This window comes from Rhizobium sp. NFR07 (genome assembly GCF_900111905.1).
Classification (GTDB): domain Bacteria; phylum Pseudomonadota; class Alphaproteobacteria; order Rhizobiales; family Rhizobiaceae; genus Neorhizobium.
On record NZ_FOKM01000002.1, the window covers coordinates 265970 to 278698 of the forward strand.

The window sequence follows — 12729 nt, forward strand, 5'->3', positions numbered from 1 at the left end:
CCGGATTTGGAGGCAAGACAATGAACCTGATCGACATCTTCTCCAAGAAGACGGCAATGCCGTCCGCTGAAACCGCATTGCCGGGACGTCCCGAGCCGATCCCGACGTCGGACATCCATTTCGTCAACGGACGGCCGCTGATGGAGCCTTATCCGGAAGGCCTCGAAGTCGCCTATTTCGGCATGGGCTGCTTCTGGGGTGCCGAACGCCTGTTCTGGAAGATCCCGGGCGTTTATGTGACGGCGGTCGGTTACGCCGGCGGCATCACGCCCAACCCGACCTATCACGAGACGACGACGGGCCAGACCGGCCATGCCGAGATCGTCAAGGTCGTCTTCGACCCGTCGGTCGTTTCCTACCGGCAGTTGTTGAAGGTCTTTTTCGAGGAGCATGATCCGACCCAGGGCATGCGCCAGGGCAACGATATCGGAACGACCTACCGCTCGGCCATCTATACGACGAGCGATGCCCAGGCACGGGAAGCTCGCGACGCGCTTAATGCCTTCCAGGACGCGCTGACAAAGGCCGGCCGCGATACGGTCATCACGACGGAACTCGCCCCGGTGCCGGACTTCTATTATGCCGAGGACTACCACCAGCAATATCTCGCCAAGAACCCCGGCGGCTATTGTGGCCTGAAAGGTACCGGCGTCTCCTGCCCGGTGGGCTAAAGCCACCCGGGAACCATTGTGAGCAAAAGTATAACGCCGCGGATTTATGCAGGGTCCGCGACGAATTCGTGCAGACTGCCAAAGGGATAGGCTATTTTACCAGTTGAAAAAAATCTGGTGAATTTTTCAGCGGCACATGCAAGAGTATATGCAGCCAAGCCTTCTAAAGAGGGGGGCAGGTGACCGCGTGGCGTCCTTTGGGTGAATCCGCGGGAGGACCTAAACACTAAAAAACAGGGCTGCATGATGAAGAATACCCTTTTGAGCCTTCTTGCCGTGGCTGCCATTTCCACGACCGCGCTGGCGGCCGAGATCAAGCCGGCGCTGGTCTATGGCACCGGCGGCAAGTTCGACAAATCCTTCAACGAAGCGGCCGCTACAGGCGCCGAGGCCTACAAGAAGGAAACTGGCACCGAATATCGCGATTTCGAGCCGACCAGCGACACGCAGGGCGAGCAGGCGATCCGCAACTTCGCAAGCCGTGGCTACAACCCGGTTGTCGCAGTGTCCTTCGCATGGACGTCTGCGATGGAAAAGGTCGCAGCCGAATTCCCGGACACCAAGTTCGTCATCGTCGATTCCGTCGTTGACCTGCCGAATGTCCGCTCGGTCGTCTACAAGGAGGAGGAAGGTTCCTACCTCACCGGCATCCTGGCCGGCATGGCGTCGAAGACCGGCAAGGTCGGCTTCGTCGGCGGCATGGACATTCCGCTGATCCGCAAGTTCGCCTGCGGCTATGCGCAGGGCGTCAAGGCGGTCAAGTCTGACGCGCAGGTCTTCCAGAACATGGTCGGCACGACAGGTGCGGCCTGGAACGACCCGGTTCGCGGCGGCGAGCTTGCCAAGAACCAGATCGACCAGGGCGCGGATGTCGTCTATGCGGCAGCCGGCGCTTCCGGCCTTGGCGTGCTGCAGACCGCAGCTGACAACAAGAAGTTCTCGATCGGCGTCGACTCGAACCAGAACCACCTGCATCCGGGCTCGGTCCTGACCTCGATGGTCAAGCGCGTCGACCTCGCCGTCTACAACGCCTACAAGGACACGGCCGAAGACAAGTTCACCGCCGGCGTCCAGGCAAACGGCATCAAGGAAGACGGCGTTACCGCTGCGATCGACGAAAACAACAAGTCGCTGATCACGCCGGAAATGCAGGCAGCTGTCGATAAGGCCAAGGCTGATATCGTTGCCGGCACCGTCAAGGTGCACGACTACATGTCGGACAACGCCTGCCCGAATTAAGCCTATTATCGAAGGGGCGCGTGGCGGTTTCCGCCACGCGCCCTTTTTGCGTATCAGGCGAAAGGTCCACCATTGAGCCTCCAATCTTCCCATGAGCCCGCGAAAGAGCCGGCCATCGAACTTGTCGGCATCGACAAGAAGTTCGGCGCTGTCCACGCGAACAAGAACATCAACCTCTCCGTTGGCAAGGGTTCGATCCACGGCATCATCGGCGAAAACGGTGCCGGCAAGTCGACGCTGATGTCGATCCTCTACGGCTTCTACCATGCCGACGAGGGCGAGATCCGTATCCAGGGCCAGCCGGTGACGATCAAGGACAGCCAGGCGGCGATCGCGGCCGGCATCGGCATGGTCCACCAGCACTTCATGCTGGTTGAGAATTTCACCGTGCTGGAAAACGTCATGCTCGGCGCCGAAGGCGGCCAGTTGCTGGCGAAGGGTGTTGCCGGTGCCCGCAAGGAATTGAAGCGGTTGGAAAAGGATTACGGGCTTGAGGTCGATCCGGATGCGCTGATCGAGGAACTGCCGGTCGGCAGCCAGCAGCGCGTCGAGATCCTGAAAGCCCTCTATCGCGGTGCCGACATCCTCATTCTCGACGAGCCGACGGGCGTCTTGACGCCGGCCGAGGCCGATCACCTGTTTCGCATTCTCGAAGTCCTGCGCGACCAGGGCAAGACGATCATTCTCGTCACCCACAAGCTGCGCGAGATCATGGCGATCACCGACACGGTATCGGTCATGCGCCGCGGCGAAATGGTGGCGACCCGCAAGACCTCGGAGACGACGGTGGCGGAACTGGCCGAACTCATGGTCGGCCGCCGCGTGCTGCTGCGCGTCGAAAAGGGCGATGCCAATCCCGGCCCGGTTCTCCTGTCGGTGAAGAACCTGACGGTGAAGGACGGCCGCGGCGTCACCATGGTCGACGACGTCTCCTTCGATGTCCGCGCCGGCGAGATCGTCGGCATTGCGGGCGTCGCCGGCAATGGCCAGTCGGAGCTTCTGGAAGCGCTCGCCGGCATCCGCAAGCCCGTCTCCGGCCAGATTCTCGTCGACGGCAAGGTCGTCGAGGCCGCCGATCCGGCGCTGCTGCGCCAACTTGGCCTCGCCCATATCCCGGAAGACCGGCATCACATGGGCCTCGTGCTGAAATTCGAGGAATACGAAAACTCGATTCTCGGTTATCACCATGACCCGCGTTATGGCCGCGGCTCGATGCTGGACCTCGACGCCGTCAGGAAGAGCGCCGAGGAACAGATCGCCAAATACGACATCCGCCCGCCGAATGCGCGGCTGAAGACAGCGAATTTCTCCGGCGGCAACCAGCAGAAGATCGTCGTCGCCCGCGAGATCGAGCGGGATCCGAAGATGCTGCTGATCGGACAGCCGACCCGCGGCGTCGATATCGGCGCCATCGAATTCATCCACCGGCGCATCATCGAGATGCGCGATGCAGGCAAGGCCGTGCTTCTGGTCTCGGTCGAGCTCGACGAGATCCGATCCCTGTCGGATCGCATCCTCGTCATGTTTGCCGGCAAGGTGGTAGGTGAAAAGCCTTCGGATGCCGACGAACAGTCCATCGGCCTGATGATGGCGGGGATCGCGGCATGATGATGCGCGCCCTCGAGAGAGTGTTGGAGTACGCAATGAGTGACGGACACATGGCTGCCGGCCTGACGAGGAGCGTGGCATGAGCACCGCATCCGTTCCCTTGCCCGGCTGGATTTCCTATGGCGTCATCCCGCTCCTGAACCTTGTCCTCGCCTTCTTCTTCTCCGGCCTCGTCGTCTGGGCGATCGGCGAGAACCCGTTCGAGGCGCTGAAATTCCTCATCCAGGGCGCGCTCGGCCGCGGTGACGCGATCGGCTTCACGCTGTTCTATGCTACGAGCTTCATCTTTACCGGCCTCTCCGTCGCGGTCGCCTTCCATGCCGGCCTGTTCAACATCGGCTCGGAAGGCCAGGCCTATGTCGGCGGTCTCGGCGCGGCTCTCGTGGCGCTGTCGCTCGATCATTACGTGCCATGGTACGTGACCATGCCGTTTGCGATCGTCGGCGCTGCCGTCTTCGGTGCGGCCTGGGCCTTCATCCCCGCCTGGCTGCAGGCCAAGCGCGGCAGCCATATCGTCATCACCACCATCATGTTCAACTTCATCGGCGCGGCGCTGATGGTCTATCTGCTCGTGCATGTGCTGATCGTGCCCGGCAAGATGGCGCCGGAAACCCGCACCTTCCTGCCCGGTGGCCAACTGCCGAAACTCGACTGGCTGATGGCGCTGTTCGGCCTGAAGCTCGGCCCGGCACCGTTCAACGTGTCCTTCATCATCGCGCTCGTCATGTGCTACCTCGTCTGGCTGCTGATCTGGCGCACCAAGCTGGGTTACGAGATGCGCACGCTCGGCATCAGCCCGACAGCCGCCGTCTATGCCGGCATCCCTTACGTCCGCACCGTCATCATCGCCATGCTGATCTCCGGCGGCCTTGCCGGCATGATGTCGCTCAACGCCGTCATGGGCGCGTCGGCCCGCCTGCAGGTGGAATTCGTCGCCGGCGCCGGCTTCGTCGGCATTGCCGTGTCGCTGATGGGGCGCAGCCACCCGGTCGGCATCATCTTCGCCGCACTCCTGTTCGGCATCCTTTATCAGGGCGGCGCCGACCTTTCCTTCGAAATGCCGAGCATCACCCGCGACATGATCGTCGTCATCCAGGGCCTGGTCATCTTCTTTGCCGGTGCGCTGGAATACATGCTGCGCCCGGCCATGGTCAGGCTCTACCAGACGGCGAAGGGGAGATAGCCATGGAATATTTCGATACATTCGTCAGCATCCTCGGCTCTGCGATCCGCCTTTCCATCCCGCTGCTGTTCACGGCACTCGCCGGTCTCTTTTCCGAACGCGCCGGCATTTTCGATATCGGGCTGGAAGGCAAGATGCTGGCCTCCGCCTTCGCCGCCGCCTGCGCCGCCTATTGGACCGGCAATGCCTGGGCGGGCTTGGGCGCCGGCATCGTGGTGTCGATCATCTTCTCCATGCTGCACGGCTTTGCCTCGATCACCAATCGCGGCAACCAGATCGTCTCCGGCGTGGCGCTCAATTTCGTTGCGGCGGGTCTCACGATCGTGCTCGGCACCGCCTGGTTCAACCAGGGCGGCCGTACTGGTCAGGTGCCGCCGGAAGGCCGTTTCTCCGGCATCGTCCTGCCGGGCGCCGACATGATGCGCGAGGTTCCGATCATCGGCCCGCTCTATGCCAACGTCATCTCCGGCAACAACATCCTCACCTATATCGCCTTCCTCATGGTGCCGATTTCCTGGTGGGTGCTCTATCGCACCCGCTTCGGCCTTCGCCTGCGCGCCGTCGGTGAAAATCCGGGCGCGGTCGATACGGCCGGCATCTCGGTCACCTGGCTGCGCTACCGTGCGCTGATCGTCACCGGCTTCCTCGCCGGTTTTGCCGGCACGTATCTCGCGATCGCCCAGTCGGCCGCCTTCATCAACAACATGTCGGCCGGCAAGGGTTATATTGCGCTCGCAGCGCTGATCTTCGCCAAGTGGAAGCCGGTGCCGGTCATGTTTGCCTGCCTGCTCTTCGGCTTCCTCGATGCCTTCGCCAATTTCATGCAGGGCAAGTCGCTGCCGCTGATCGGCGAGGTGCCGGTGCAGATCTTCCAGGCGCTGCCCTATATCCTCACCTGCGTCCTGCTTGCGGGCTTCATCGGCGTCGCCCGCCCGCCCAAGGCCGGCGGTGTCGCCTATTCCAAGGAGCGTTGAACCCATGTCTTCTGATCCCAGGTCTCATGAGCTGTTCGAAGCCGCCCGCGAGGCCATGGCCAAGGCCTATGCGCCCTATTCGAAATTCCCCGTCGGCGTCGCGCTGAAGGCCGATGACGGCAAGGTCTATCTTGGCGCCAATATCGAGAACCTTTCCTTCCCCCAGGGCTGGTGCGCCGAACCGACGGCAATCGGCGCCATGGTCATGGGTGGTGGAAAGAAGATCGTCGAGCTGGCGGTGATCGCCGAAAAGCTGCCGCTCTGCACGCCCTGCGGCGGCTGCCGGCAGAAGATCTCCGAATTCGCCTCGGCCGACACCCGCATCTATCTTTGCGACGAGACCGGCGTGGCGAAGACCGTCACCATGGCGGATCTCCTCCCCTACGCCTTCGAGACGGATGTCATCGGATGAGCCCGGTCAGCGATCTGCTCGTCGAACGGCTGGGCGTCCTGGTGCCGCGGGTGGCGATCGTGCTGGGCTCCGGCCTCGGCTCGCTGGTCGACGGCATCACCGATCAGGTCCGCATCTCCTATAGCGAGCTCGACGGCTTCCCTGTCAGCGGCGTCACCGGCCATGCAGGCGAACTGGTAGCAGGCTATCTCGGCGGCCAGCCGGTCATCATGCTCTCCGGCCGCGCGCATTATTACGAAAAGGGCGATGCGCGGGCCATGCGCTTCCCGCTCGAGGTGGTGAAGGGCATCGGCGTCCAGTCCATCATCCTCACCAATTCCGCCGGTTCGGTACGCGAAGACATGCCGCCCGGCTCGGTCATGCAGATCACCGACCATATCAACTATTCCGGCATGAACCCGCTGATCGGCGAGCATGGCGACGGCCGTTTCGTCGGTATGACCAGCGCCTATGACGCCGACTTGGCCTTGAAAATGCGCAATGCCGCGATCCGCGCCGGTGTGCCGCTCTTCGAAGGCGTCTATATGTGGTTTTCCGGCCCGAGCTTCGAAACGCCGGCGGAAATCCGCATGGCGCGCACGCTGGGTGCCGATGCCGTCGGCATGTCCACTGTGCCGGAAGTCATTCTCGCCCGCTATTTTGGGCTTAGAGTTGCAGCCGTCTCCGTCATCACCAATTATGGGGCAGGCATGACCGGTGCGGAACTCAGCCATGAGGAAACCAAGGACATGGCGCCAATAGGTGGCGCGCGCCTGGCCAATGTTTTGTACGAAATGGTTGCAAACAACATCTGACTTATCAGAGCCATAGCGGCATCTGGGCCAATCCATAAGAATGAGCGGGTTGCGTCAAATCGATTGAACGCTAAAGATAGCCCCTCACTTAAAAGCGGAGGACACCATGGAACTCCAGAGCCCGCGCGAGGCGGCGGCTTTTGCCCTGTCTCTTCTCGACCTGACGAACCTGCGTGACGATTGCGACAATGCCGCGATCGAAAACCTGTGCCTGCGCGCGCAGACCCCTTACGGCAATACCGCCGCGATCTGCATCTGGCCGCGCTTTGTCGCCCATGCCCGCCAGATTCTTGGGTCCGATCATGCGGTGCGCATCGCGACCGTGGTCAACTTCCCGTCCGGCGAACTTGCCGTCGAAGATGTCGTCGCGGAAACCAGCAAGGCCGTTCAGGACGGCGCAGACGAGATCGATCTGGTCATCCCTTACAAGGCCTTCATCGCCGGCGACGAGGATGCGGTCACGACCATGGTTGCCGCCGTGCGCGCCGCCTGCACGAATTCCTGCCTCAAGGTCATCCTGGAAACAGGCGAGATCAAGAGCAGGGAACTGGTGCGCCTCGCATCCGAGCTTGCGATCGCCGCCGGTGCTGATTTCATAAAAACCTCGACCGGCAAGGTTCAGGTCAATGCGACGCTGGAAGCCGCCGACATCATGCTGACGGCCATCCGTCAGTCCAAGGCCAAGGTCGGCTTCAAGCCGGCCGGCGGCATTTCCACTGTCGCCGATGCGGACCTCTATCTGCGGCTTGCCGAAACCATCATGGGTCCCAACTGGATCATGCCGTCGACCTTCCGCTTCGGTGCGTCCAGCCTGCTGGATGATATCCTGGCGGTTCTCGGCGGCAACGCGTCGCCGCGCGCAGCCGCGGGCGGCTACTGACCGGATGCTCCCGCAGGAGATCATCCGCAGAAAGCGGGACGGCCAGTCCCTCTCGCGGGATGATATCGCCGCCTTCATCACGGGGTTGACGAGCGAGAGCATATCGGACGCCCAGACCGCCGCCTTCGCCATGGCGGTGTTCTTCCGCGGCATGTCCCGTGACGAGACCGTCTTCCTGACGCTCGCCATGCGCGATTCCGGTTCGGTACTCAAATGGTCCGGCATCGATCGCCCGATCGTCGACAAGCATTCGACCGGTGGCGTCGGCGACAATGTCTCGCTGATGCTGGCGCCGATCGCCGCCGCCTGCGGCCTCGCCGTGCCGATGATCTCCGGCCGCGGCCTCGGCCATACCGGCGGCACGCTGGACAAGCTGCAGTCCATCCCCGGCTACGACATCGCGCCCGATGAGGCGCGCTTCGTCAGAACGGTCAGGGAAGTCGGCTGCGCCATCGTCGGCCAGACGGCCGATCTCGCCCCGGCCGACCGCCGCCTCTATGCGATCCGCGACGTCACCGCCACGGTCGAATCCGTGCCGCTGATCACCGCGTCCATCCTGTCGAAGAAACTGGCAGCCGGCCTGCAGACTTTGCTGATGGATGTGAAAGTCGGCACCGGCGCTTTTATGCAGGATATCGAGGAAGCCCGCGTGCTGGCCCGCTCGCTGGTCGAAGTCGCCGGCGGGGCAGGGGTCCCGACGGCCGCACTGATCACCGACATGAACGAGCCGCTGGCGGATGCCGCGGGCAACACGGTCGAGATCGCCAACTGCGTTGATTTCCTTGCAGGCAGGAAGTCCGGCACACGGCTGGAAACCATGGTTCTCGCCGAGGCTGCGGAAATGCTCCTCCAGGCAAGGCTGGTCGCAAGCGCTTCGGCCGGCGAATGCCTCGCACGCCAGGCTTTGTCATCCGGCCGGGCGATGGAGGTCTTTGCCCGCTTGGTCCACGCACTCGGCGGCCCCGGTAATTTTTGCGATCGCCCGCAATCCTATCTGCCGCAAGCGCCGATCACACTCGATGTCCCGGCCCCGGCCGACGGCTATCTCGTCGCTTGCGACGCCCGCGCTCTCGGCCTCACGGTCGTGGATCTTGGCGGAGGTCGTCGCAAGGTCTCGGACGCGATCGATCACCGCGTTGGCCTGAGCGCGCTTCTGCCGCTCGGCTCGGCTGTATCGAAAGGCCAGCCGATCGCCCGCGTGCACGCCGCCTCGCAGGAACAAGCCGAGCAGGCATCGAAAACGGTGCTGGCCGGCTACCGTATCGATACGGAAACACCAGAACTGTCGCCGGTCATCATCGAGCGGATAGGCTGAAGAAACGAAGGGTCAGTTGGCGAGCGTCAGGCTTTCGCCCTTCACCTGGTAGGATTTGAGCTTCTTGAGAAAACTCATCCCGACCAGCGTATCGCCAAGTGCCTTGTCGCGCAGCACGAAGGCTTCGACATCCCGCACCCGCACATTGCCGATCTCGACCCGGTCGAGCACGATCAGCGCCGCATCCGTCTTGCCGTTGGCGGTATTCACCTCATAGCGAAATTCGAGGCCGTTGACGCCGAAGCCGAGCTTGCGGGCCGTGCTCTCGTTGATCGCAACCAGAGATGCCCCCGTATCGACCATGCCCGGCACGGACTTCCCGTTGAGCCGGAAGGTGCCGGTAAAGTGGCCCCGCCCGTCGGCAGCCAGCACCGTGCTGCCCGGCGTCAGTGCCGCGACCTGGGGAGCGGGCGCCTGAGGTGTCCGTGCCGCGACCTGGGGAGCGGGCGCCTGAGGTGTCCGTGGTGTCTGCTCGGTCTGTTGTGCCGTCTCGGGTGGTGCTCCGCTGTCGCCTTGCGGGAGCAAGGCGGGGATCTGCGTTGCCAGCACGGCGACGACGGCCGCAAAGATCGCGGTACGGAGAAGCATGGTCTGTCCTCGGATTCGGGACATCCATGCTAACGCCAATGGTTTACGAAAAAGCGGCCGGACCTTATCGGTCGGCCGCCTTCTTCAGTTTTGGTAAGGAATTGCTGAAGAGCCTTACTTCGTACCGTACATTCGGTCGCCGGCATCGCCAAGGCCGGGCACGATATAGCCCTTCTCGTTGAGATGGCTGTCGATCGACGCGGTGTAGATCTTCACGTCTGGATGGGCTTCCTGAAAATTCTTGATGCCTTCCGGGGCGGCCAGCAGGCAGAGGAAGCGGATGTTGTTGGCGCCGCGTTCCTTCAGCTTCTGGATCGCGGCAATCGCCGAATTTCCGGTCGCCAGCATCGGATCGACGACGATCATCAGGCGTTCGTCCAGATCGTCCGGCGCCTTGAAGTAATATTCCACCGGCTGCAGCGTATCATGGTCACGGTAGAGGCCGATATGCGAGACGCGGGCAGAAGGCACCAGTTCCAGCATGCCTTCCAGAAGGCCGTTGCCGGCGCGCAGGATGGAAACGAAGACGAGCTTCTTTCCTTCCACGATCGGCGCCTGCATTTGCGTGATCGGCGTTTCGATCGTCTCCAGCGTCAGCTCCAGATCGCGCGTCACCTCGTAGCAGAGCAGCATCGAGATCTCGCGCAGCAGCCTGCGGAAACCGGCGGTCGACGTCTCCTTCTTGCGCATGATCGTCAGCTTGTGCTGCACCAGCGGGTGATTGATGACTGTGACGCCGTCCATGGCCTTTTTCCTTTTCGTTGCTTGTCTCTTCTTTTTCGAAAAACGTCCCGTTCCGCAAGTGTCGAGATCACGGTCGTCGCATGATCCCCAATAGGCGCTAGATCCGGCCATCGAAGCGTCCCAGAAGGGCCGTCCTTGTCGCCTCGTCGACAAAGGCGGCTTCGAGCGCCGTCCGCGTCATCGCATTGATCTCCTCGTCGCTCATGCCCATCGTCTTCGAGGCGATCTCGTATTCGCGGGCAAGTGAAGTATCGAAGAAGGGCGGATCGTCCGAATTGATGCAGACTTTTACACCGGCGGCTTTGAGCGCCTTGAGCGGATGGCTGTCAAAATCCGGAAAAACACTGAGCGCGATATTAGAACCGGGGCATACTTCGAGCACGGTGCCGAGTTCGGCCAGCCGCTCGACCAGCGCCGCATCCTCGATGGCCCGCACTCCGTGTCCGATGCGGCTCGGCTTCACCAGATCCAGCGCATCCGCCACACTGAACGCACCGCAGACCTCGCCGGCATGGATCGTTAACCCGAGGCCCGCATCGCGGGCGATATCGAAGGCGCGGGCATAGTCGGCCACCCTTCCCATGCGCTCTTCACCGGCCATGTTGAATCCGGTCACGAGCGGATTTTTCGCGCGCGCCGCATATTCCGCCGCCGAGATGACACTCTCCGGCCCGAAATGCCGCTCGCCGGTCACGATGATCCGGGCCTCTATGCCGGTCTTCTCCTTCGCCGCGACGATGCCGTCGCAAATGCCGGCAAGATAGGCGTCGGCCCCGAGCCCGATCCGGTCGCCGTGATCGGGAGAGACGATGATCTCGCTGTAGATCGTGTTGATCGCCGCAAGCTCGGTCAGGTAGGTCTCGGTCAGCAGCGCATAGTCGCCTGCCGTCCTGAAGAGGCTCGCGACCGCGTCATAAGCGACGAGGAATTCCGCAAAATCTCGCCAGACATAGGCGCCGTCACGCAGGATGGCGCTGGTATCGACGCCGTATTTCTCGGCGTGAGCCTTCGTCAGCGCGGGCGGCGCGGCGCCCTCGATGTGACAATGGATTTCGGCTTTCAGCAGATGTTGCGTCACAGGAAACTCCATCCATGGCGGCCTGAAGGTATGGAAAGATGTGCGGCGACGGTCTCGCCGATATCGGCATAGGAGGATCGGATGCCGACCGAGCGGGTGCGGATGCCGGGACCGAAGGCCATGATTGGCACGCGTTCGCGCGTATGGTCGGTGCCGCGCCAGGTGGGGTCGCAGCCATGGTCGGCGGTCAGGATGACCAGGTCGCCGGGCTTGAGACGCCGATGCACGTCGGGCAGGCTGAGATCGAAGGCCTCGAGCGCCGCCGCATAACCCGGCACATCCCGGCGATGGCCGTAGACCATGTCGAAATCGACAAAATTGGTGAAAACCAGATCGCCGTCCTCGGCCTCGTCCATGGCGGCAAGCGTCGCATCCATCAGCGCGGCATTGCCATTCGCCTTGATGACGCGGGAAATGCCCTGATGGGCGAAGATATCGCCCACCTTGCCGACGGCATGCACGGTGCGGCCGGCCTCCACCAGCCGGTCGAGCAGGGTCGGCTCCGGCGGCAGGACCGAAAAATCGCGGCGGTTGCCGGTCCGCTCGAACGTATCCGGCGTTTCGCCGACGAAGGGCCTGGCGATGACGCGGCCGATATTGAGCGGATCGATCAGCCTGCGCACCACCTGGCAAAGATCGATCAGCCGGTCGAGACCAAAATGAACCTCGTGCGCCGCGATCTGGAACACGCTGTCGCTCGACGTGTAGCAGATCGGCTTGCCGCTGCGGATATGCTCCTCGCCCAGCTGCGCTATGATCTCGGTACCGGAGGCATGGCAATTGCCCAGTATGCCGGGAACGTCGCCCTCACGGCAGATCGCCTGCACCAGCTCAGGCGGAAAGGCATCTCCCTCGCTCGGGAAATATCCCCAGTCGAACATGACGGGTGTTCCGGCAATTTCCCAATGGCCGGAAGGGGTATCCTTGCCGTTGGACAGTTCATTCGCGGCGCCGTAAAGCCCGAAGAGACGTTCGGGAATTGGCATCCCGGCGGGGTGGCTGCCGCTTGCCAGCTTGGCAATTTCCAGCAGCCCGAGCGAGGACATATTGGGCAGTTTCAGCGGTCCCTGCCGCAATCCCGCCCTGTCGGCCGCACCGGCCGCGCAGAACTCGGCGATATGACCAAGCGTATTCGACCCGAGGTCGCCATAATCTGCCGCATCACGGGCGCCACCGACGCCGAAGGAATCAAGTACGAAGAGGAAGGCACGCGCCATCTGCAACCGCTATCTCATTGCCGCAT

Annotated in this window: 13 protein-coding genes; 9 read left to right on the forward strand and 4 right to left on the reverse strand. The window is 62.5% G+C overall.

Annotated features, from left to right (window positions below; translation table 11 throughout):
* The first annotated feature begins 20 nt into the window (after positions 1 to 20).
* The 9 genes from msrA (at position 21) to deoA (ending at position 9076) form a co-directional block, all read left to right on the forward strand.
* Positions 21 to 671, forward strand: coding sequence for a peptide-methionine (S)-S-oxide reductase MsrA (gene msrA, locus BM216_RS04865; protein WP_092995852.1), 651 nt, complete (start codon positions 21 to 23; stop codon positions 669 to 671).
* Positions 672 to 917: 246 nt separating this feature from the next.
* Positions 918 to 1910 carry a BMP family lipoprotein gene (locus tag BM216_RS04870; RefSeq protein WP_092996937.1) on the forward strand — a complete coding sequence of 331 codons (993 nt, stop codon included), beginning with the start codon at positions 918 to 920 and terminating at the stop codon, positions 1908 to 1910.
* A gap of 72 nt (positions 1911 to 1982) precedes the next feature.
* A complete protein-coding gene (locus BM216_RS04875) occupies positions 1983 to 3518 on the forward strand; it encodes an ABC transporter ATP-binding protein (RefSeq protein WP_092995856.1) in 1536 nt (511 codons plus the stop codon).
* Positions 3519 to 3597: 79 nt separating this feature from the next.
* Positions 3598 to 4701, forward strand: a complete 1104-nt coding sequence (locus BM216_RS04880) for an ABC transporter permease (RefSeq protein WP_092995859.1) — start codon at positions 3598 to 3600, stop codon at positions 4699 to 4701.
* 2 nt (positions 4702 to 4703) lie between these two features.
* The gene (locus tag BM216_RS04885; protein WP_092995862.1) at positions 4704 to 5675 is read left to right on the forward strand and encodes an ABC transporter permease; all 972 of its coding nucleotides are present in this window, start codon (positions 4704 to 4706) and stop codon (positions 5673 to 5675) included.
* 4 nt (positions 5676 to 5679) lie between these two features.
* Positions 5680 to 6087, forward strand: coding sequence for a cytidine deaminase (locus BM216_RS04890; protein ID WP_092995865.1), 408 nt, complete (start codon positions 5680 to 5682; stop codon positions 6085 to 6087).
* Complete coding sequence (locus BM216_RS04895) at positions 6084 to 6881, forward strand: purine-nucleoside phosphorylase (protein ID WP_092995868.1); 798 nt, start codon at positions 6084 to 6086, stop codon at positions 6879 to 6881. The genes BM216_RS04890 and BM216_RS04895 overlap by 4 nt, the downstream gene beginning before the upstream one ends.
* A gap of 106 nt (positions 6882 to 6987) precedes the next feature.
* A complete protein-coding gene (gene deoC, locus BM216_RS04900; RefSeq protein WP_092995872.1) occupies positions 6988 to 7761 on the forward strand; it encodes a deoxyribose-phosphate aldolase in 774 nt (257 codons plus the stop codon).
* A gap of 4 nt (positions 7762 to 7765) precedes the next feature.
* Positions 7766 to 9076: a thymidine phosphorylase gene (gene deoA / locus BM216_RS04905; protein ID WP_092995876.1), complete on the forward strand. Its 1311-nt coding sequence runs from the start codon at positions 7766 to 7768 to the stop codon at positions 9074 to 9076.
* Between the two features lie 12 nt (positions 9077 to 9088).
* Here the strand turns inward: deoA and BM216_RS04910 are convergent, their stop codons facing one another.
* From BM216_RS04910 to BM216_RS04925, 4 genes are all read right to left on the reverse strand, one after another.
* Positions 9089 to 9664, reverse strand: coding sequence for a TIGR02281 family clan AA aspartic protease (locus BM216_RS04910; RefSeq protein ID WP_092995879.1), 576 nt, complete (start codon positions 9662 to 9664; stop codon positions 9089 to 9091).
* Between the two features lie 114 nt (positions 9665 to 9778).
* On the reverse strand, positions 9779 to 10408 hold the full coding sequence (upp, locus tag BM216_RS04915) for a uracil phosphoribosyltransferase (RefSeq protein ID WP_092995882.1): 630 nt from the start codon (positions 10406 to 10408) through the stop codon (positions 9779 to 9781).
* A gap of 97 nt (positions 10409 to 10505) precedes the next feature.
* A complete protein-coding gene (locus BM216_RS04920) occupies positions 10506 to 11486 on the reverse strand; it encodes an adenosine deaminase (protein WP_092995885.1) in 981 nt (326 codons plus the stop codon).
* Positions 11483 to 12703, reverse strand: a complete 1221-nt coding sequence (locus tag BM216_RS04925) for a phosphopentomutase (RefSeq protein WP_092996940.1) — start codon at positions 12701 to 12703, stop codon at positions 11483 to 11485. The genes BM216_RS04920 and BM216_RS04925 overlap by 4 nt, the downstream gene beginning before the upstream one ends.
* Positions 12704 to 12729: the final 26 nt, after the last annotated feature.